The organism is Blautia intestinihominis, from assembly GCF_040096655.1.
In the GTDB taxonomy this organism is placed as follows: Bacteria; Bacillota; Clostridia; order Lachnospirales; family Lachnospiraceae; genus Blautia_A; species Blautia_A intestinihominis.
Genome location: NZ_JBBMEI010000056.1, coordinates 1 through 22421, shown reverse-complemented (window position 1 = coordinate 22421; position 22421 = coordinate 1). Strand labels below are relative to the sequence as shown.

General features: G+C 34.7%; 24 protein-coding genes and 1 pseudogene. 24 read left to right on the top strand and 1 reads right to left on the bottom strand.

Translation table 11 applies throughout. The annotated features are described in order from the left end of the window. From WMO75_RS14555 to WMO75_RS14450, 22 genes and pseudogenes are all read left to right on the top strand, one after another. Positions 1-903: polysaccharide biosynthesis protein (locus WMO75_RS14555; protein ID WP_349078302.1), on the top strand; the 903-nt coding region annotated here is incomplete at its 5' end. Between the two features lie 18 nt (positions 904-921). Beyond that, on the top strand, positions 922-1299 hold the full coding sequence (locus WMO75_RS14550; RefSeq protein ID WP_349078300.1) for a VOC family protein: 378 nt from the start codon (positions 922-924) through the stop codon (positions 1297-1299). 22 nt (positions 1300-1321) lie between these two features. Further along, positions 1322-1951, top strand: coding sequence for a sugar transferase (locus WMO75_RS14545; protein WP_349078298.1), 630 nt, complete (start codon positions 1322-1324; stop codon positions 1949-1951). A gap of 235 nt (positions 1952-2186) precedes the next feature. Next, positions 2187-2696 (top strand): LbetaH domain-containing protein, encoded by a 510-nt coding sequence (locus WMO75_RS14540; protein WP_158576599.1) that lies wholly within the window; start codon positions 2187-2189, stop codon positions 2694-2696. A 61-nt stretch (positions 2697-2757) separates the two neighbouring features. After that, complete coding sequence (locus WMO75_RS14535) at positions 2758-4701, top strand: polysaccharide biosynthesis protein (RefSeq protein WP_118062460.1); 1944 nt, start codon at positions 2758-2760, stop codon at positions 4699-4701. 43 nt (positions 4702-4744) lie between these two features. After that, positions 4745-6028, top strand: a pseudogene (locus tag WMO75_RS14530) (DegT/DnrJ/EryC1/StrS family aminotransferase). Positions 6029-6052: 24 nt separating this feature from the next. Beyond that, complete coding sequence (locus WMO75_RS14525) at positions 6053-7762, top strand: sugar transferase (protein WP_117739391.1); 1710 nt, start codon at positions 6053-6055, stop codon at positions 7760-7762. Continuing rightward, on the top strand, positions 7759-8670 hold the full coding sequence (locus tag WMO75_RS14520) for a glycosyltransferase family 2 protein (RefSeq protein ID WP_117739390.1): 912 nt from the start codon (positions 7759-7761) through the stop codon (positions 8668-8670). Before WMO75_RS14525 ends, WMO75_RS14520 begins: the two co-directional genes overlap by 4 nt. A 241-nt stretch (positions 8671-8911) precedes the next feature. Beyond that, complete coding sequence (locus tag WMO75_RS14515) at positions 8912-9214, top strand: serine O-acetyltransferase (RefSeq protein WP_207659000.1); 303 nt, start codon at positions 8912-8914, stop codon at positions 9212-9214. A gap of 19 nt (positions 9215-9233) precedes the next feature. Further along, on the top strand, positions 9234-9365 hold the full coding sequence (locus WMO75_RS14510) for a hypothetical protein (protein ID WP_278728441.1): 132 nt from the start codon (positions 9234-9236) through the stop codon (positions 9363-9365). Further along, the gene (locus WMO75_RS14505; RefSeq protein ID WP_118626889.1) at positions 9365-9760 is read left to right on the top strand and encodes a DapH/DapD/GlmU-related protein; all 396 of its coding nucleotides are present in this window, start codon (positions 9365-9367) and stop codon (positions 9758-9760) included. Before WMO75_RS14510 ends, WMO75_RS14505 begins: the two co-directional genes overlap by 1 nt. Further along, complete coding sequence (locus tag WMO75_RS14500; RefSeq protein WP_349078294.1) at positions 9760-10812, top strand: glycosyltransferase family 2 protein; 1053 nt, start codon at positions 9760-9762, stop codon at positions 10810-10812. Before WMO75_RS14505 ends, WMO75_RS14500 begins: the two co-directional genes overlap by 1 nt. A 105-nt stretch (positions 10813-10917) precedes the next feature. Beyond that, positions 10918-12216, top strand: coding sequence for an O-antigen ligase family protein (locus tag WMO75_RS14495; RefSeq protein ID WP_117739387.1), 1299 nt, complete (start codon positions 10918-10920; stop codon positions 12214-12216). Positions 12217-12245: 29 nt separating this feature from the next. Further along, positions 12246-13190, top strand: a complete 945-nt coding sequence (locus WMO75_RS14490; protein ID WP_117739386.1) for an ATP-grasp fold amidoligase family protein — start codon at positions 12246-12248, stop codon at positions 13188-13190. 1 nt (position 13191) lies between these two features. After that, complete coding sequence (locus WMO75_RS14485; protein ID WP_117739385.1) at positions 13192-14634, top strand: oligosaccharide flippase family protein; 1443 nt, start codon at positions 13192-13194, stop codon at positions 14632-14634. A 16-nt stretch (positions 14635-14650) separates the two neighbouring features. Beyond that, a complete protein-coding gene (locus WMO75_RS14480) occupies positions 14651-15889 on the top strand; it encodes a nucleotide sugar dehydrogenase (protein ID WP_349078290.1) in 1239 nt (412 codons plus the stop codon). A gap of 37 nt (positions 15890-15926) precedes the next feature. Further along, on the top strand, positions 15927-17384 hold the full coding sequence (locus tag WMO75_RS14475) for a PIN-like domain-containing protein (RefSeq protein ID WP_195678658.1): 1458 nt from the start codon (positions 15927-15929) through the stop codon (positions 17382-17384). A 17-nt stretch (positions 17385-17401) separates the two neighbouring features. Continuing rightward, entirely contained in the window at positions 17402-17740 is a 339-nt protein-coding gene (locus WMO75_RS14470; protein WP_118749526.1) for a hypothetical protein, read from the top strand. A 175-nt stretch (positions 17741-17915) separates the two neighbouring features. Continuing rightward, a complete protein-coding gene (locus WMO75_RS14465; RefSeq protein WP_101884379.1) occupies positions 17916-18239 on the top strand; it encodes a hypothetical protein in 324 nt (107 codons plus the stop codon). A gap of 325 nt (positions 18240-18564) precedes the next feature. Then, on the top strand, positions 18565-18906 hold the full coding sequence (locus tag WMO75_RS14460; RefSeq protein WP_349078288.1) for a hypothetical protein: 342 nt from the start codon (positions 18565-18567) through the stop codon (positions 18904-18906). A 1-nt stretch (position 18907) separates the two neighbouring features. Beyond that, positions 18908-19441 carry a VanZ family protein gene (locus WMO75_RS14455; protein WP_349078286.1) on the top strand — a complete coding sequence of 178 codons (534 nt, stop codon included), beginning with the start codon at positions 18908-18910 and terminating at the stop codon, positions 19439-19441. A 189-nt stretch (positions 19442-19630) separates the two neighbouring features. After that, a complete protein-coding gene (locus WMO75_RS14450) occupies positions 19631-19819 on the top strand; it encodes a hypothetical protein (protein ID WP_118743823.1) in 189 nt (62 codons plus the stop codon). Between the two features lie 79 nt (positions 19820-19898). Here the strand turns inward: WMO75_RS14450 and WMO75_RS14445 are convergent, their stop codons facing one another. Further along, positions 19899-20966: a helix-turn-helix domain-containing protein gene (locus tag WMO75_RS14445; protein WP_118062445.1), complete on the bottom strand. Its 1068-nt coding sequence runs from the start codon at positions 20964-20966 to the stop codon at positions 19899-19901. A gap of 633 nt (positions 20967-21599) precedes the next feature. Between WMO75_RS14445 and WMO75_RS14440 the strand changes: the two genes are divergently transcribed. Both WMO75_RS14440 and WMO75_RS14435 read left to right on the top strand, forming a co-directional pair. Continuing rightward, positions 21600-21851 (top strand): hypothetical protein, encoded by a 252-nt coding sequence (locus tag WMO75_RS14440; RefSeq protein ID WP_118062444.1) that lies wholly within the window; start codon positions 21600-21602, stop codon positions 21849-21851. Between the two features lie 151 nt (positions 21852-22002). Next, the gene (locus WMO75_RS14435) at positions 22003-22365 is read left to right on the top strand and encodes a helix-turn-helix domain-containing protein (RefSeq protein ID WP_349078283.1); all 363 of its coding nucleotides are present in this window, start codon (positions 22003-22005) and stop codon (positions 22363-22365) included. The last annotated feature ends 56 nt before the right edge of the window (positions 22366-22421 follow it).

Sequence of the window (22421 nt, the reverse complement as noted above, 5' to 3'; positions counted from 1 at the left end):
CGATCTGAAATTGCTTCTATCACAAACCGCAGAGCAATGGAGCGTGTATTTGAGCAGTACCATCCACAGATCGTGATCAATGCAGCAGCCCATAAGCATGTACCACTGATGGAGCATAACTGCATTGAAGCAATCGAAAACAATGTCTTCGGCACCAGAGTGATCGTAGAAATGTGCGAGAAACACAATGCAGAGCGTTTCATGATGGTATCCACGGATAAAGCCGTTAACCCAACCAACGTTATGGGAGCGACCAAACGAATGTGTGAAATGATCGTCCTGAGTGCAAGTACACATGGTAAAGTAAAATACAGTGCGACCCGTTTTGGAAATGTACTTGGAAGTGCAGGATCAGTTATCCCGTTATTCAAACGTCAGATTGCCAATGGCGGTCCGATCACGCTTACTGACAAGAGAATTATCCGCTACTTTATGACAATCCCGGAAGCTTCTCAACTGGTGCTCCAGAGTGGCGCTATGGCTCAGAATGGGGAATTGTTCGTGCTGGATATGGGTAAACCGATCAAGATCTTGGATCTTGCAGAGAACATGATCCGTCTGTCAGGAGTACAGGGAATTGACATTATCGAAACAGGTCTTCGCCCTGGAGAAAAATTATACGAAGAACTTCTTGTAAAAACAGAAGAACTTGATAAGACACCAAACAGCATGATCTTTATCGAGCGTGATACACCACTGTGCGAGCATGACATTGATGTGAAACTTGAAGAGTTAAAAGCAGCATGTGAGACAGAAGATGATGATGTGGTACGCGAAGCCTTGAGAAAAGCTGTTCCGACGTTTAGAAGACCGGAAGAAGTAAACCGCACTGCAGAAAAATCTAAAGAGATGGCGAATACCAGACAGAGTGGACAGGAGTTAAAGAAAACAGCAGTTGTGTAATAATTATCGAGGTATGAGATGATACAGGGATTAGATCATATTGCAATCATTATTTCAAATGAAAATAATCTGGAATTTTATAAAAAATTCGGCTTTGTTGAAACCAGACGTTTTACCCGGGCATATGATACGGTAGTGTTTATGGAATGTACAGGAAATACTATAAATTCATCTGTAGTTCTGGAGATTTTTATAGACAAAAATCATCCTGCCAGAGTTTCGAATCCAGAAGCCATCGGATTAAGGCATATCGCATTTACAGTGACCGATCTTGATGAAATGGCAAAACTCATGGATTGTGAACCGATCCGGACAGACTGGTTTGGCAGAAGATTTACATTTACAAAAGATCCGGACGGCCAGCCGATTGAACTGAAAGAAGCATATAATAATTAATTGTTCTATTAGGAGCCTAAAAATGAATAAGAAAAAAATAGAGAAATTTATTAAAGTTTCAGCAGGAGTTCTTGGAACAGCATTTGTAGTGACAAGTATTGTAGGAAAGAAAAAATCTGCAGAGTCAAAGTTCGAAAACGAACCTGACCAGAAAAACTCTCTGGAAGGTAAAAAAGTTATTTTTGTTGAAAATGAAGATGAACCTGAAAATGCAGATGGTGCGAGAGGACATCTTGAGGCAGTTGGAAACAGCGACTATCGAATGGGATTCTATGAAAAGTACATAAAACGAGGAATTGATATTGTACTGAGCTTCGGCGGTTTGGTTGTGCTCAGTCCACTTCTGTTAGGAATCAGTCTGGCAATCAAAATTGATGATCCGGGTCCGGTTTTGTTCACACAGAAGAGAATGGGCCAGAACAAAAAGTATTTTAAACTCCATAAGTTCAGATCCATGAAAATGTCCACACCACATGATGTCCCTACGCATATGCTGGATAATCCTGATCAGTATATCACAAAAGTTGGGAAGTTCCTTCGTGCACATTCACTGGATGAACTTCCGCAGATATGGGATATTTTTATTGGAGATAGCGGTATAATAGGAACAACCAAGAAAAACCTTGATTTTGCAAGGGTTTCGCTGGCTTAGTCGAATTTTGTTATGATAATTTTTCTGTATGGTTGTGTCGAGTAAGTTGCGAAACTGCGAAAAGTGAATGGTTTCTTGGATGCTTATTTTGACCCACACTATAAGCTGAAAAATTATGATAAGGAGGTTTGACCTAGCCTGCGAATGATCTTTTTAATAAGAACATTCACAGGCTAGTCGTCGTGTTATAGAACTTACCTGATAAAAACAAATAATTATGAGGAGTGTGTTGAAAATGGGAAGAAAATTATTAATTGTAGCCTCTAAAAGATATGGAGATTATGTAAAAGAGATAGCAGAGTCAATGGGTTGCTTTGAGGAAATCTCCTTTGTAGATAATGACAGAGAAGGAGCTATTGGAAAACTGGAGGATGTGGAAAGTTTTTATCCGGAATATAACTGTGCAATAGCTGCATGTGACGATGGAACAGAAAGACTTGAGTGGAATAAAAAGTTGGAGGCACTTTACAATATTCCAGTTTTATTTCATATGGATTCTACTATTTCCCCATCAGCTAATTTAATGCCTGGCTGTATTGTTGAGCCAAGGGCTGTTGTCGGCTGTGGAAGTACTATTGGGCAGGCAACGGTCATTGGTGCCAATGTGGTGGTAGAACCATATTGTTTTATTGGAGATAGTTGCACATTAAAATCAGGAACAATTGTGAAATCAACAAGTATGGTTGCAATGAACACAAGCACAGAACAAGGAAGTGTTCTGTTTACGTCATTAACAAAGGAATGATAAGGTTCAATAATTATAGGAAGGATGAAACCGCCCTGATTTTCGTGGGGGGGGGTACACGATGAATAGTACAAATGAAACAAAGATGGATATGAAACAGGCAAAACAAAATAACACGCCAAACATACGCTGGACGCTTGTCGGGTATGATTTGATTGTATATGCATTAGTAGCAGTTATACTCCTGGTGTTATATGGAGGAATGGATAAATTATCAACTGTTGGGATCTTTCAACAAGTAGGTCTTTCTGTTTTGTGTATTTTCACAGCACGTCTAATAGGTAAAATTTACGGGCAAGTATGGAGATATGGTGGGATTCAGTGCTATATCCGCTTGCTGTTTACTGACTCTATCGCTTTTGTGGCGTATCTATGTCTGGAACTCCTACTTCCAGTTCAAAAAATTACATTTGCAAGATTACTTTCATTGGTTAGCTTGAATTTATTAGGAGCATTGGCGCTTCGCATGATGTATCGCTATGCATACAAATGTGGAAACCAGGAGACAACAAGAGGAAAAATTCTTTCTATATTATTGCATGTATTTTCTGGTATTGAAGCTGGAAATGAAAAAGAAGTGCAGAAGATCAAAGTTGCAATTATTGGTGCTGGACGAGTTGGTGTGAGTTTGGCAGAAGAACTTTTGAACAATTCAGAAGCAGCGTATGTACCAAGATGTTTTATTGATATTAATAAGGAAAAAGTTGGACGAGATATACATGGCATTCCGGTTTGGTCTGAAACGGAAGCAACTTTTAAGAAGTTAGGCGAATTTGAAGTACAGGAAATCATTTTTGCAATCCCATCAATGGATGCAGCAAAGAAGAAAACTCTTTATGAGTATTACAAGAATGCGGGATACAAATTAAAAGTATATGATTATCCGACTATGTATGCGGCAGGAGGAAAACGTCATCTTCGAGAATTTGATATTGAGGAGCTTTTATTTAGAAAACCTTTAGTTGTTTCGGATGAGCGTACCAATGCATATTACAAAGATAAAGTCGTACTGATCACAGGTGGTGGCGGTTCTATTGGGTCAGAACTGTGCAGACAGTTGGCCAAGATGAATCCGAAGAAGATCATTATCTTAGATATTTATGAAAATGGTGCATATGATGTTCAGCAGGAATTGAAGATCGCATATGGAAATAAGCTGGATTTGCAGATTGAAATTTGTTCCATCACTCATAGAAAAGCTCTTGAAAGAGTATTTGAAAAATATCATCCACAGATCATTATCAATGCAGCCGCTCACAAGCATGTCCCATTGATGGAGCATAACTGTGTAGAAGCCATTTACAACAATGTATTTGGTACACAGAATCTGGTGGAGCTTTGTGAGGAGTATGGTGCGGAACGCTTTATGATGGTATCCACGGATAAAGCGGTTAATCCGACAAACGTAATGGGTGCAACTAAGAGAATGTGCGAGATGATCGTTCAAAGCGCAAGTACTCATGGAAAAGTAAGATACAGTGCGACTCGTTTTGGAAATGTACTTGGCAGTGCCGGATCGGTTATTCCATTATTTAAACGCCAGATTGCTAATGGGGGACCGGTTACAGTTACAGATAAACGAATCATCAGATATTTTATGACAATTCCAGAAGCATCACAGCTTGTTCTTCAGAGTGGTGCGATTGCCAATAATGGAGAGCTGTTTGTTCTTGACATGGGACAGCCAGTAAAGATTATGGATCTGGCAGAGAATATGATTCGTCTGTCTGGTGTACAGGGAATTGAAATTATTGAAACGGGATTAAGACCGGGCGAGAAGCTGTATGAGGAGCTTTTGGTTAAGACAGAGGAACTGGATAAAACGGATAATAGTATGATTTTTATTGAAAGAGATACAGCTTTAAATAAAGAAGAGATTTATAAAAAAATCAAAGTTCTTAGAGATGCCTGTGATACAGGTGATGATTTGATTGCAAAAGAAGCTCTCCGAAGTGTTGTACCAACATTTAAGACACCAGAAGAGGTAAACAAAGAGATTGCATAAAGAATAACCACAACATGGAGCGATATAAAAGAGGTAATTACATATGTTTAAAGAGAACAATAATTTTGAAAAATTTGAATCAAAGGTTTGGTTGAGCAGTCCGACTATGCATGGTCCGGAAATTGAATATGTGAAAGAAGCGTATGAAACAAACTGGATGTCCACAGTTGGAAAAAATATCAACGAAGTTGAAAGAATGGCATGTGAATATATTGGATGCAAACATGCAGTTGCATTATCTGCCGGAACAGCATCATTGCATCTTGCTATGAAATTAGCTGGTATTGAAGCATATGGTATGCCAAAAGTTGGACATGGTGCATTGGAAGGAAAGAAAGTTTTTTGTTCAGATATGACTTTTGATGCCACTGTAAATCCTGTTGTTTACGAGGGCGGTGAACCGGTATTCATTGACACGGAATATGACACATGGAATATGGACCCGGTGGCACTTGAAAAAGCATTTGAAATTTATCCGGATACGTAGGTAGTAGTAGTTGCTCACCTTTATGGAACACCAGGAAAAGTAGACGAATTAAATGCCGTTATCAAGAAACATAATGCAATTCTGGTAGAAGATGCTGCAGAATCTATGGGAGCTACATATAAGGGAGTACAGACTGGCACATTTGGAAAGTATAATACGATTTCCTTTAATGGAAACAAGATTATTACTGGTAGTGCTGGTGGATGCTTCCTGACAGATGATGAAGAAGCAGCAAATAAGGTTCGTAAGTGGTCAACTCAGGCGAGAGAAAATGCTGCATGGTATCAGCATGAAGAACTGGGATACAACTATCGGATGAGTAATGTGGTTGCTGGTGTTGTTCGTGGACAGTTTCCTTATCTGGATGAACATATTGCACAGAAAAAAGCAATCTACGAAAGATATAAAGAAGGATTAAAAGATTTGCCAGTATCCATGAACCCAATTGATCTGGAAAATTCAGAACCAAACTACTGGCTTTCCTGCTTGATTGTTGATGAAGATGCAATGTGCAAACAGGTTCGTGGAGAGCAGGATGTCTGCTATGTCAAAGAAGCCGGAAAAACGTGTCCGACTGAAATTCTGGAGGCAATTGCATCTATTAATGCAGAGGGCAGACCGATTTGGAAACCAATGCATATGCAGCCAATTTATCGTTTAAATCCATTTGTTGTCAGAGATGGTAATGGACGTGCAAGATCAAATGCGTATATTGCTGGTGGTGCAGCTGATGTAGGAATGGATATTTTTGCAAGAGGATTATGTCTGCCAAGTGATAATAAAATGACTGCGGAGCAGCAGGATAGAATTATTGAAGTGATTAGAGCTTGTTTTGAGTAGAAATATATTGTGGGAGAGATTATAGTGTCAAAGAAAAAAGTAGTTGGAATTATAGCATCATCTATTGTTGCTGGAACAGCGGTAGTGACTTGGATTATGAAGAAAAAAGCGGAAAAAACCTCTTATAAAGCTGAAAGCATAGAAGCAATTCCGACACGTGAAATGGGATTTTATGAGAAATACGTTAAAAGAGCAATAGATATTGTTTGTGCATCAGCAGCGATTATATGTTTTAGTCCATTATATATAGGTGTTGCAATTCTTGTCAGATTCAAACTTGGAAGTCCGGTATTGTTTACTCAGGACCGTCCAGGTCTGATTGGAGAAGATGGCAAAGAAACTATTTTTAAAATGTATAAATTTCGTACTATGACAGACGAAAGAGACGAAAATGGAGAGCTTTTGCCAGATGAGGTGCGGTTAACCTCATTTGGCAAGTGGCTTAGAAGTACAAGTCTTGATGAACTTCCAGAGACTTTTAATATTTTAAATGGGACACTTTCGGTTTGTGGTCCGCGTCCACAACTGGTCAGAGATCTTACGTTTATGACAAAGGAACAACGTATGCGTCACACTGCAAAACCAGGGTTGAGTGGATTGGCGCAGGTGAATGGAAGAAATGCAATTAAGTGGGAAGATAAATTGGACTGGGATTTGAAGTACATAGAAAATGTGTCATTGTTAGAAGATTTAGGTATTATCTTAAAAACTGTAAAAACTGCTTTTATTAAGCAGGAGGGAATTACAGATGGAGATATGGCAACAGCAGAAGACTTTGGTGACTATTTATTGAATAATGGAAAGGTGAGTCAAGAAGATTACAATAATAAACAAATGAAAGCAAAGAAAATTTTAAATCAGGAAAGTGATGTTAAAGAAGATGTTAAAGTAGATAGAAATCATCATGTACCTTTTTCCGTGGCTATGTCAGTATATAAAAGTGATAATCCCGATTTTTTTGATAGAGCACTTAGTAGTATTACTGATGAGCAAACGATTAAACCAAATGAAATTGTATTAGTTGTGGATGGCCCGGTAAGTAACGAGATAAATAATGTTATTAATAAATATGAAAAAAAGTATGAAGTATTTAATGTTATACGATTAGAACAAAATGGTGGCTTGGGAAATGCGTTAAAAATCGCAGTTGAAAATGCAACTCATGAACTAATTGCTCGAATGGACAGCGATGATGTGTCTGTTTCTACACGATTTGAAGAACAATTAAAATATTTTGAAATAAATCCTGAGATAGATATTGTGGGAGGAGATATAACAGAATTTATCGGAGAAGAAAATAATATTGTTGGGAAAAGATCTGTTCCATTATCTAACGAATCTATAAGAGAATATATGAAAACACGTTGTGCTATGAATCATGTTTCAGTCATGTATAAAAAGAAAGCAGTGGAAAGTGCTGGCGGATACCAAGATTGGTTTTGGAATGAAGATTATTATCTATGGATAAGAATGTGGTTAAATGGAGCAGTATTCGCAAATACAGGAAGCGTGCTTGTGAATGTTCGGGTCGGTGAAGAAATGTATCAACGACGAGGAGGTTCAAAGTATTTTGAGAGTGAAAAAGGACTTCAGGATTATATGCTGAAGAATAAGATGATTAATCATTCGACATATATAAAAAATGTAACTAAGAGGTTGATTATTCAAAAATTGATGCCTAACAAGCTAAGAGGTTGGGTATTTAGAACATTTGCGAGGAAAAAAGTATCATGAAGTATGTAGAAGGTCTTGTCAGTGTTATTATGCCGACTTACAAGCGCTCAGAAAAATTACTCAGAGCAATAGACAGTGTATTGAATCAGACATATAAAAATTTAGAATTGTTACTAGTAAATGATAATGAGCCATTTGATGAATATACGGAATTGTTGAAAAAAAGAGTAGAGAAATATTCGAATGATGAAAGATTCCATCTGATTCTTCAGGATAAACATATTAATGGCGCAGTTGCAAGAAATGTAGGTATTCGCCAGGCAAGAGGACAGTATATTGCTTTTTTGGATGATGATGACTGGTGGGAACTGAATAAACTGGAAGAACAGGTAAAAGAACTAAAGTCTCTTGATGATAGTTGGGGAGCGGTGTCATGTAAGTTTACATTGTATGATCAGAATGGAAATGTTATAGGAAAAACAAAGAAATATAGAGACGGATATATTTATAAAGATATATTAAATCTTATGTCAGATGTTGCAACTGGCACATTGCTTATGAGACATGACTATTTTGATACAACTAGATATTTCGATGAAAACTTGTTGAGACATCAAGATTTGCAGCTTTTAGTAGACTTTACATCAAAATATAAATTAAAAGAAGTAAATCAATATTTGCATTGTGTAGATGTTTCAGATACTCAGAACAGACCAGATGCTCATAAATTAATTCAATACAAAAAAGCGTTTTTTAAATCTATAAAACCAATAATGGATTCACTTAGTGATAAAGACCGAAAATGTATTTATGCAATGCATAAATATGAATTGGGATATGTATGTTTAAAAAATGGAGACAAGATTCAGGGGATAATGTATTGTAAAGCAATATTAAAAAGTCCAAAAGCGTGTAGATTAGCATTGAAAAAAACTATTTTGAAGATTGTCCAGATTTGTAAAAGATAAGTTTGAATAATTGAAATTATCGGGAGGTATTTATGATTCAATCAAAAGCAGATTTACGAGAATATATGGAAGCTGATCGAATTCACTTAGGATATGAATATAAAAAACCCAAAATAAGAGATATTGTATGGCGATATGAGATATATTTGCGAAAAAGTGAATATTATAATAATGTATCGGGGGGGTGCTTCATAAAATAGCAGGCACATATTGTAAATCGATATGGAATATATTGGGATTAATGTGTGGATTTTCAATCGGACTTAATTGCTTTGAGAAAGGATTAAGTATTTCACATATTGGCACTATTGTTGTTAATCATGAAGCAAAAATAGGAGAGAATTGTCGTTTGCATGTATGCGTTAATATAGGAACAGGTTCACCGCAAATAGGAAATAATGTCTATATTGGACCTGGAGCTAAAATTTTTGGGAAAATTAGAATAGCAAATGGAATAAAAATAGGAGCAAATGCGGTTGTAAATAAAGATTTTTATCAAGAAGGAAAAACAATAGTAGGAGTTCCTGCTAAATATATAGAATAAGGAATAAGGCGGAAAAATCATGAAAGAATTTGGATATTTACTAGCAAAAGTCAAATTTAAAATAAAGAGAAATGATAAAGAAGTAATTAATAAATATTTTAGAAAAGTAGGTATGGAGATCGGGGGGGGTGCAACATTTGCTGTAATATAATGACATCTGAACCATATTTAGTTAGGATAGGCGAAAATGTTACTATATCTGGAAATGTTACATTTGTAACACATGACAATAGTATATCGAAGATTTCGCCACAATATGTTAACTTGTTTGGATATATTTCAATTGGGGATAATTGTTTTTTAGGTCAAAATTCTACGATAATGTATGGCTGCACATTAGCTAATAATATTATAGTTGCTAGTGGTAGTGTAGTATGTAATAGTTTTGGTGAAGAAAATATAATTATAGGTGGAAATCCGGCAAGAAAAATTGGTACTTGGGATGAGCTTAAATGCAAGGGAAATCAATCTATGAAACGTAAAGAAGCGCTTAGTGCTGCTAAATGTAAAGAAGATTGGAAATTTATAAAAAGGAAAGAAAAGTGATGATAGAAGAATTAGTGAGCATTGTTGTACCTGTATATAATATGGGAAACAGCCTAGAAGTTTGTGTTGATTCATTACTGAAGCAAAAATATTATAATATTGAAATAGTATTAGTAGATGATGGATCAAGGGATAATAGTCTTGAAGTATGCTATAAATTACAAAAGAGAGATAGTAGAATTCAAGTATATCATACAGAGAATAGAGGGTCTGGGCCGGCACGAAATACAGGAATTGAAAAAGCAACTGGTCGATATATTTATTTTCCTGATGCTGATGACAAATTAGAAGAAGATGCGATTGGCATTTTAGTCGATGCAATGGAAAATGGGAGATATGACTTAGTTGTATTTGGTTATCAAAGTATTGATGCTAAAGGGAATGTAGTATTGAAAAAACAATATCCGGATATGAAAAGAAATGGTGAAGATGTGCGCCAAGATTATTCAGATTATGTGGTTTCAACAAGAAGATATGGTATTCAAGGTGCACCGTGGAATAAATTTTTTGACTTGAATGTAATTAGAAAACATTCTATAAGATACCCCTCTTTAAGACGACACCAAGATGAAGGTTTTATAAGTCGCTATATGTGCTATGTGAAAAATATTCATTTTATTAAAGCGATTTTATACAATCATTATTTAAATGATTTGAAAAAAGAATGGGATAAGTATCCGGTTGATTATGTGGATGCTGTAATTGGGTTGTATCAGACAAGAAAAGAAACAATATTAACTTGGAATGAGAAAGATAGAAAGACTAAGGAAATTGTAGAACATGAATATATTTGCAATATGATTAAAGCTTTTGAGCTGTCTTATTCACCTAAGATGAAATTAAGTAGTAGAAATCGTCTAAAATGGATTAGAAAACAAATTGAACGATCACAAGTATTAAAAGTTCTTATGCCTTTATCGTTAGGTCGTTATCAGAAAATTATATTTACATTACTAAAAAAGCGACATATCAATCTGGCAATATTAATTATGCATATTAAAATAATTATTGAAAAAAATGGTGGTTTAGATGCTTTTCGTAGATTGCAGTAATTATTTGATGATAGATTGTCGTATCGGTTGTATAGAATGTTCTATTAAAAACATTTTATATGTAAGTAGTATTGATTAATAGAACATTCAGGAGGAAATTGAGTGATGAAAATTGGAAGTAAACACTTTATGGATTGGTGGTCTTATATATATGTTATAATGATTCTTTTAATTTCGCTTTTTATTTCAGATTTCAACATAGTAATGTTTATACTATATTTTGTTTTGGCATTACCATTTATAAACTCAATTGAACATTTTGTTGTAATATCATTATTGTTGTCAACAATATCTTATTATTTTACTGGAGCATATGAAGAAATATTTAGTATATATACAATATTGCTGATATTGATTATGGCAAGAGTTTTATTCTTATATAAAGGAAAGTTGGAGTTCAATGCTAATAATTTAATACTAATAATTATGTTAGGTGTATTAGCTTGTTGGTCTTACATAGAATCGCCATTTCATTATTTTAACGGATTATTTAGGTTATTATATTTGCTGTTATTATCAGTGGTAGTTGGTAATTTTATAAGATTGAAAATATCTGTGATTTGTGAAATGTTGCCTAAAACAGCCAGTATTATGGTTGTTGGGTATCTTTTGAGCGTATTAATAAAAGGATCTTTGATTGATGGAAGATTAACAATAGCAAATAGTGTGAATACAAATACATTTGGAATGTCATGTGCACAGTTAGGGTGTATATTATTAATGACTGCTTTTCTTAATAAAGCCCAAATGAGAAAAAATTTAGTTTTGTGTGCAATAGTTGTTATGCTAGCTCTTTTAAGTGGCTCAAGAGGTGCTTTGTTGGCTTTTGCTTTGGCAAGTGCAATTGTGGTAATTATTTATGCCAAAAAAAACGGGCGATTAACAGGAACCATGTTTAAATTAGCTATTGCAGGTACTGTGGCGTTAGGAGGTATGTATCTTGTGCTTATTTTGACTGGTCTTGATACAAGCAGGTTTAGTGTTGCAGAAATTATAGCATCAGGTGGTTCACGTAGAAGCTTAATTTATGAATCACTAATTCCATATATAATAAAAAATGGATATTGGAAAATAGGATACGGACCAGGTCATGAGTGTAGTCGTCAAGTTATTATGTCGTTGATTGGATGGGATTATGCACATTCTCATAATACTTTTTTGGAAGCTTTCGGTGAATTAGGAATTATGGGATTACTTATATTAATTTGGAGTATAAAAAAATCATTAAAAAATATTTACGGAGTTTGTAAAATATACAAAGAGGCATATTTGTTTGTAACTATTTTAATATGTTTGCTTATTAATGGACTTGCAGAATCCTATTTTTTCGATGCAGTTTTATGGTTATTGTTGGCGATTTGTAGAAATAATTTTATTGAAGAAACAGAAATCGTTGCAAATTAGATATAAAGATAGACGAGGAGGGAAATAATTTGTTTGATACATTAAAAAAGCAGTTTCCAGGATTATATGATTTTTATCAGCATACTCAGCGGATGAAGATATTAAAAAAAATAAAAAAAATGGAAAATGTACCAGAAGATGAATATGCTGAATTGATAGAAAATGAATATCTAAAAGTTTTAGGTCATAGTTTAGATTGGGACAATTTACAAACTTATACAGAAAAAATGCAATGGGAAAAAATATATGATAAAAATCCAATGAAAACAGTATTGGCGGATAAATATCGTGTCAGAGAGTGGATTGAAAATAAAATTGGAAATGACTACTTGATTCCACTGATAGGAGTATGGGATTCTTTTGATGATATAGATTTTAATTCATTACCGGATCAATTTGTTTTAAAAACTAATCATGGAACTGGAACAAATTTAATTGTAAAAGATAAAGAAAAACTTAATATAAAAAGAACGAAAAGAATGTTTGATGACTGGATGAAAATTGACTATGCTTTTACGAATAGTTTACAGTTACATTATAGAAAAATCCCACGAAAGATTATTGCTGAAAAATATTTAGAAACTGATTTGGGGGAATTACAAGATTATAAATTTTTATGTTTTGATGGGAAACCATATTTTTGTTGGGTTGATTTAGGACGTTTTTCAAAACATACTAGAACGGTATTTAATATGAAATGGGAATTACAACCATGGACTCAAGCAACATATGGAATTGCAAGTCATGAGATTCCAAAACCTAAAAACTTTGACAAGATGGTTGAGATAGCGACAATTTTATCAAAAGGATTTTCACATGTTAGAGTGGATCTGTATAATGTAGATGGTAAAATATATTTTGGCGAAATGACATTTACAAATGGAAGTGGTTTAGATCCAATAGTTCCAGAAAAATACGATAAAGTTCTTGGGGATTATTGGAAACTTCCAATAGATCAAGAGAGGAAAAAATAAAATGATTCGTAAACAGAGTATTTCGCAAAATTTTTTTTTCCAATATGCGTATCAAATATTGATATTGGTAATTCCACTCGTTTTAGCACCTTATTTATCACGAGCCCTTAGAGAAACAGCACTGGGAGTTTTTTCATATGCAAATTCTATAGCGGCATATTTTGTTGCTATGTCTATGCTTGGAATAGCAAGGCATGGACAGCGCATTATTTCAGAAAATGCGAATGACGATATAAAACTAAGAAAATCATTTTGGAGTTTGTTCACAGTTCATATTATAGTATCTATAATTTCTTTATTGATATACTTGGCATTCGTAGTTTTTTTTATAAAAGATAATAAAACTATATTTACTATTGAACTGTTATATGTGGCATCGGCAATATTTGATATTACTTGGTTGTTTTATGGACTTGAGAATTTTAAGAGTGTCGTAATAAAAAATGCATTAATAAAAATATTTGAATGTATTTGTGTGTTTATATTTGTGAAACAGCCGAATGATTTGGGAATATATGCATTTATAAATGCAACTAGTATATTAATTGGTCAGGCAATTATGATTCCGCAAGCTGTGAAAGCTGTTAGACCGATTAAGTTTACAAAAGAAGATGTTAGGAAACATATAAAACCGTTACTTGTTTTCTCAATATCTGTAATCGCATCATTTATGTATACAGTGTTTGATAAAACATTGTTAGGAATAATGAGCACAAAAGAGAATGTTGCTTTTTATGAATATTCAAACAAAATTGTAAATGTACCCAAAACTATAATAGGAGTAACTGGAACAGTTATGTTTCCAAGAGCATGTAGGTTGGCTGCTGAAGGTAATGTTGCTGGTCAAAAAAAATATATTAAATATTCGTATTTTATTACTTCATTTTTGGGTATGGCTTCTTTATTTGGGTTGATGGGGATTGCGGATACATTCTCTATAGTATATTATGGTGAATCGTTCAAAATATGTGGAAAAATAATGGCATATATGGCACCGCTTGTTTATATTGTAGGAGCAGGCGATATTATAAGAACACAATATATGATACCTAACCATATGGATAAGCAATTTAACATTTGCATAATATTTAATGCAGTTATTAATTTGATTTTAAGTGTACTTTTAATTCCAATTATAGGTGTTTATGGTGCAGTGGTTGGTTCTGTATCAGCAGAAATCTTTGGATTACTAGTACAAATGGTTATTTGTCGGAAATTTGTTAAGGCAACAGAAATATTAAAAGAGCTGATTCCATTTATTTTGATTGGATTTTTAATGATGCTAGGTATTAAATATGTTGATATGATGGGAAAAGCATCGTTAATTGAATTGGGATTAGAACTGATAGTGGGAGGACTCATATATTGTATATTGACAGGTTTGTATATTCTTTGCTTTAGAAAAGATATAAAAGAGTCAATTATGAACAAAATGAATTTGTAGAAAAAGGAGATTCGATATGAAAATTGCAGTTGCAGGAACAGGATATGTAGGACTTTCTATTGCTACATTATTATCTCAAAATCACGAGGTAATGGCAGTAGATATTGTTCCAGAGAAAGTTGAGAAGATTAATAAAAGAATCAGTCCTATTCAGGATGAATATATTGAGAAATATTTAAAGGAAAAAGAATTGAATCTGACAGCTACGTTAGATGCAGAAGAAGCATATAAAGATGCAGATTTTGTTGTAATTGCAGCTCCAACAAATTATGATAGTAAGAAAAATTTCTTTGACACGTCAGCAGTAGAAGCCGTAATAAAGTTGGTTATAGAATATAATCCGGATGCAATTATGGTGATTAAATCAACCATTCCGGTAGGCTATACTGCAAGTATCAGAGAAAAATTCCACTGTGATAATATTATCTTTAGCCCGGAATTTTTACGTGAGTCAAAGGCACTATACGACAATCTGTATCCATCAAGAATTATTGTAGGAACAGATATTGAAAATGCTAGACTTGTAAAGGCTGCGAATACATTTGCTGGATTACTGCAGGAAGGGGCTATTAAAGAGAATATTGATACTCTGATTATGGGATTCACAGAAGCAGAGGCAGTAAAATTATTTGCGAATACATATTTGGCACTCAGAGTTTCTTATTTTAATGAACTGGATACTTATGCAGAGATGAAAGGACTTAATACACAGCAGATCATTAATGGTGTGTGCCTTGATCCTAGAATCGGTTCTCATTATAACAATCCGTCATTTGGATATGGTGGATATTGCTTACCGAAAGACACAAAGCAGCTTTTGGCAAACTATGAAGATGTTCCGCAGAACATGATGTCTGCAATCGTTGAGTCTAACAGAACCAGAAAAGACTTTATTGCAGATCGGGTTCTTCAGAAAGCTGGGTATTATGCATATGAGGACGAGAATACTTATGATGCTACTCTGGAGAAAGAAGTTGTGGTTGGCGTATATCGTCTTACTATGAAATCTAATTCAGATAATTTCCGTCAGTCCTCAATACAGGGAGTTATGAAACGAATCAAAGCGAAAGGAGCTTCTGTTATCATTTATGAACCAACACTGGAAGATGGAAGTACTTTCTTTGGTAGCAAGGTTGTAAATGATTTGGAGAAATTTAAGGAACAGAGTCAGGCAATTATTGCAAATAGATATGACAGTTGTTTGGATGATGTGAAAGATAAAGTTTATACAAGAGACTTATATGGTCGAGACTAAAAAATGCAAATGAATTGGATGGAGGTTGAGTTGGTATATGAAAAGTAATCCACTTGTTAAGATAAATGAATTAATAGAACAGGACTATTTGATTGTTGTTGATACGAATGTATTGCTTGGATTATATCGACTTTCTCCGGACTATGCTGATTTTGCATTGAAATGTTTAGAAAAAATAAAGAGTTTTATTCGAATACCATATGTTGTAGCATTAGAATTTTCAAGGCATAATAGAAAGCTGTATAAAGACAGACAGCTTTCTATAAAAAATTCTATAAGTGATAATCTAACCATGATAGAGAATCATAAAAAGAAAGTCTTGAATGCGATTGCTGTATTGGAAAAAAGAAATTTTCCAGAAATTGACGAATTACTTAATTCTGTTGGAGCTTGTTATGATAAGGCAACCTCTTTATTGGATGATTATTTTGATGAGCATAGTGTTCTTACTCTGATAAATGATACATGGAATTCTGATTTACCTGAAGATTTTTTAGATGAATTACAAAATAATCAACAGATTATGGCTCCACTGGAACTCTCTGAAATCTATGGTATATGTGATGATGGCGAAAAACGTTATAAAAAAGAAAATCCTCCAGGATATAAGGACGCAAAGAAAAAAGACGGGATTAGAAAATATAGTGATTTAATCTGGTGGAAAGAAGTCATTCAGTATGCAAGAAAAAGTAGAAAAAATATTGTCCTTGTAACGGATGACGTGAAAGAAGACTGGTGGACGATTGATGAGAAGGGACAGTATCTGTTTCGAGGCGAGTTGATTACAGAGTTTGAAAAGGAAACAAAAATTAGGGCAAATCAGAATCAGGGAACTCAGCTGGAATCGCTAAAATTGATACCATTTATATCATCAGATTTTTACACAGCAGTTGCAAATAGTTATAATATAGAAAAAGCTGATGCGATTGGGCTGGCAATGAATCTTACGGATAAGAGTTACATATCGCATATTCAGGAAAAAGTCTTTGATGATATTTTAGATGATCTTATTTTCTCAGGTACTCAGTACGTGAATGACACGGTAACATATGTAGGAACTGAAGGAATTGAATCTTGGGATTTAGAAGATTGTGAGTTTTTAGGATATGAAATTGAATCAAGGGATGGAAACACAATATATTACAGGTTAAATTATTCGGTATGCTTGTCAGGGTATTCTCATGATTATTGGGGCAGAGATGAAGATACAAAAGCTGTAATATTATCTGAACCATTTTATCATGAGGTGAAAGGTGAAATTAGTGTGCTTGTATGCCGAGAGGCTGATTTATTGATTGACTATGAAGAAGATGACGATTATGCAAGTGCGGAAATAGAAGAAGGTGATCTTTCAGAAGTAGTGTATAAAGATTATCAATACGAACCGGAACCAGATCCGGAAGCATATACGACATGCTCGGAATGCGGGAAACCACTATCAGTTTACAATGATTTTAATGGTAAATGCCTAGAGTGTGCTGCATTGGAAGATTAATGGGAGGAATAAGGAATATGGCAAGATTCAAGAGCCTTGCAGATCAGGCAGATTCACAGGAAGCAATTTGCGATTATATGTATTACAGAGAAGAAAACAAATATATGCATAGAGCACGTGTATTAATTTCTTCCTGTGGAAAGAACCAATATAATAGAATATTAAATATAATTCCAGAGATAAGTACAAATGATGCACATGTATATATAGAAGGGGATGCACAATTTGAGAGAGACTATTATTTAGAATATTCTAATAAATTTCAGGAATTTTCATTTATTAGTGGCACATTGTTGATAAAGGCAAGGGATCGTTGGGGAAATTCGATTGAAATTGATATTACTAATGAATCATGACAGAAAATATATAAGAAATCAAAAATTGGTACTGGTTTTTTACATATTTTGTAGTAACGGTAATATAATAGTCTATCTCCCTTTCTCATGGGGAGAAACGAGGGCGAGGGGAGATTACTCTGTACCCCTCGTTTGGTTATCGAATGATTGGATTGACACGAAAAAAGGAGAACGAATGAAGGTCTGGATTAAAGCAGGAGTAATCATATTTTATGTTCTGATATATTCTTTTTTGAGGAAACGTATGCGTAGAGATTTTATAAAATTTTTTAAAGCAATGATGCTATTGATGATTTTTATACTATCTCTGTTACCAGAAGCAATTATAATAAAGCAATTAGGGCTGGCTTTTCGAGCTGACACTTTGATATTATGGATGGCTGGCATAGAGGCGGTAGATGCCTGGGATGAATATGAACGAGAGAAGAATAATTATAAAAAGTATCGACGGAGCAAAGTGAACAGAAATGGGAAGACCAAAAAGGAAACCAGAATATAATTCGGAAAAGATAATGGAACAGTTTACGAACTGTATTGCTGAAGCATATATGTCTGGAGCAGGCGATGGATCAGCAAATTCATTACGGCAAATATCAGAGCAGTTCAGCATTACCTTAATGAAGACACGTAAAATATTAATTACGGCGGGTGTGTATCATACTGAGCTTAGTGAGCAGGTTATTTCATTAAGAGAAAATGGAAAAAATATTTCAGAGATTATGCAGGAGACTGGTTTGAGCAGATCTTCGGTTCATTCCTATTTGCCGTATACAAAAATGATATACAATGCGGATGAATTAAGCCTGTATGCAGAGAGGTGTAGAGTGTACCGGAAAAGAAAACAGGCTGTTGAAAAACTGCATTGCTGCATCGGTAAATCATATGAATTACTGGAAAATCATTTATGGGAGACGTTAAAATTGTTTTCAGGCTATTCTTTTACGACTGTAAAGGGATTAAGATTTCGTTATACGGTCAATGGAAATGAAATCCTGATTGACCGGAAAAAGAAATCAATAACCAGAAGCAGTGTAAATATTGCTCTGAAAGAAACGATGGAGATGAAGAGAAATGTAAACGGACCGAAGAAATTAAAGGTTTTTGGAGCGAGTTATCTGTACCCGATATTTTTACGGTTTGATCTGATCAAAACTGAAAGGGAATAGAATGGATATTTACCAGATATGGACAACGTATAATAAAAAGTGGTCAAAATATGAGATATTGGCATTCAGCGTATTGCTGCTTTTGACAGTTATTGTGGTAGCAGGATGTGTATGTAGAAAAAAGATTAATACAATGCAGGCAATGGCTGTTGTGATGATGGTAATATTTCTTGGAATTGTGTTTGGATCTACGGTATTTACTAGGACAAGTACTGTTCGCCAGTATGAATTGGTACCGTTCTGGTCATGGAAGGCAATTTTTAAATACAAAGACTGGGAATTGCTAAAAGAAAATTTATTGAACTGTATATTGCTGCTTCCGGCCGGAGCATTATTACCGATAATTGCAAATCATAAAGTGAAATGGTATCGAGCATTATTGTTTGGAGTTCTGGTATCAGCGGTAATAGAAACAAGCCAGTTGGTATTTATGCGTGGATTATTTGAATGGGATGATATGATTCATAATGGACTTGGTTGTATGATCGGAAGCATGATAATCAATTTTTTTATGAAAAATAAAATTAGGGATTGACGAACATATGTTCTGATAGTATAATCATAAATGTCAGGAGGAAACAGGAGGTCAGCACTGATCCTTTGGATAGAATCTATATGGTAAGCAACAGTTAAGTACTGTTTCGGGATGGCTTATCAGAAACTCATCAGCGGTTTTCTTTCCCTTATCCGTTTGAGTGATATTATATTGCTTGGAGGACTGGAGATGAGATCAGATTTGAAAAAGATTTGTGAACAAAAAAGTACAGATTTAGTGGGACAGACAGAGAGAGCATTGTATTTGATGGCTGTAATCAGTGCGATTACAGATCGGGGGAATAATGCGGAAGTGAGACGCAAGAAAGACGGAACTTTAACTGTATATGAAGTAAAAAAGAATATCGTGACCGTTTAATAAATTGGTATTAAGCGAAGGACTAATAGGAGTCAGAAACATTTACACATAGAAGTGGATGTTCCTGGCTCCTTTTTTGTTATTCTGCTTCTGATGGAGTCGCTGGTGCTGGAGGAGCTGCAAGGCAACTCTTTAAAATACATGACAGTTCCCGATCATCTTCGTTCAAGATGTGGAAGGTCTTTTCCAGATTTGATTCATTACATAATTTGGCAAGTTCTTTTACTGAGGTAGAAAGAGGAATGTCTTCCTTCAATGTATTTTTTGGCAGTGCATAGTACTCAGTGGCAATATTTAAGTAATTTTCAAGGTTTCGTCGAAAGTCTGGATCAAAATTATTATGAAGAAGAAGTTCGTTTAAAGTTTTCTTTTTTATCCAGATATGCTTTTCCTGTATCCGAAGAAGCCCTTCGATGAGTGTACGGGTATCGGAATCAATTTCTGGATATTGCTGCATATTGCACAAACAGAATCGGTGTATCGCAGGATGACGATAACGCCCGGATGAGGCAGTTGCAGCACAGCCGATAACGCAGGCAAGTTCTTTGTTATTGAGATTGCCGTGGTTAAAAACCATGAACCACATATCTCCATATTTGCTACAAACAAGTCTGCAGAACATTTGGCTGTTAGATGAATAAACTAAAGTTCCCTCATAGTGCTTAGAAAATGGGGTACCTTCATTTGTAAAATCGCCAGAATCAATGTCAAGTATAGCGGAGCATTCATGCATAGAATTAAAATCTCCCAGACGAAGTGTTCCATGAACCAGTGTTTGACCTGAATGATCTTCTGGATAAGCAGAGGTTGGAAGAAAGAATACATGATAATTTCCAGTGTAGCCATTATATGCTGGATGCTCGATGTCGAAGATGAACCGTTGCTGTCCATTTTCTGCTGACGTTTTTGCGATTTCAATAGAATGAAATACAGCGTTGAGGTTTAAGTCTAATCCATCACAGACCTTTAACAAAGTGGATAAAGTTGTAGAGGAAGGGGTTTTAAACATGTTGTCGATAGTTCTTGGAGACATTTTCCCGGTTTTCTTGACGCAAATATCAGCCAGATCACGAGAGGTTAAAGATTTTTCCTTCATAACATTCTCAATGTAATTGACGATTTTGCGAAGAATTTCTTGATTGTTCATAAGGTAGGACTCCTTTCTGAGAAAGTGACATTTATTGGTTAAATATATGATACCATATGTGCTTAGAAAAGAAAATAATAAAATTGCAAAATATTGCACAAAAAAATAATGTAAAAGAAAGGATATGCGTTGTTAATGAATAGACATGTAAAATAATGCAATTTGCACAAAAAAAGACACCATAACACATTGGTTATAGTGCATATTGACAATAAATGGTAGCAATGCTATAATGTAAAAGACCTACTCCCTTGGCACGAGAGTAGATCTAAAAACGCTTAGACAGACAAAATCGACATCATCCTACTGGTCTATATCCAATTGGCACTTGGAAATAATAGGATTGGTGTCGGCTTTTATCGGTACTATATCATGTTGTACATAACATTAGTTGCGGCTCAAATATGAATGCCCTTCTATTGAGTAACTTTAGATCTGAACCTTCAACCCAGATTCTCTTTTCCTCTTTTTGAGGAACATATAGAAAAAGTTGTCAAATACAACATGCATTAGTATATCATGCGGAGAAAAACCAGTCAAGGTTTTTTTGCAATAGATATATTAAATTTGTATGAAAAATATGTAAAATAAGAACAATTTCCAGCAAGTATAGTGGCTGGAGAGACGAAAAGAATGCGAGAAATTACTATGGATAAAAATGCGATAAGAGAAACGGTGCGTATGATAGCAAGTGACCAGATCGTTATCAGCGTTGTAGGAGTAACTGTTTCAAGAAAAGATACACTTGAAAATTATATAACGGTAAACAACGAAATGATAACGGTAGTTGGGGGAAAGTCTCTGCTGATAAAGTACTTGGCAGGAGGCAGCTACGTGTTGACGATAAACGCAGGAAAATTATTTTGTGAAGGTAATACAGGATAAAAGTCTGAAAACGTAAGCACTACTTTTTTCTGGAACGGATTTTATGTATGGAATAGCCGGAATAGAAATGTCAATCATTTCGTCCGGCTATAATTGTCTTTATTTATAAGGCAACAATATAGAAAATCTGTTCAAGAAGGAGGTGGTTATAATGTCATCTGGCTGTGGGAAGCGAACTCAAGAAGATGTTGGAAAGCTTGTGGAATCCTGGCGTAAAATGGCTGGTTGGACACAGGAAACACTTGCAGGTTACTTGGGAATTTCAGCTAAACAATATCGGAGAATCTGTCGTAAATATGAGTATCAGTTTACAGGTACGCAGGCAAAATTTCTTTCAGAGCTGTCAGGAATAAGCATGGAGGATTTATTTCCTGATGTTGATATATGTATTGATTCGCGATTCTTGGCTAATATTAAAAAAATGCCAAGTTCACAGCAGACAGAGAAGATAACAATGGTAGAAATGGTAAATAGCGATGATGAAAATGATAATTTAACTTGTTGTGCTAGATAAAATAAAATATAAAGAAACTTCAACAAAATGTGCTATCTTATTTGTAGGACATACAA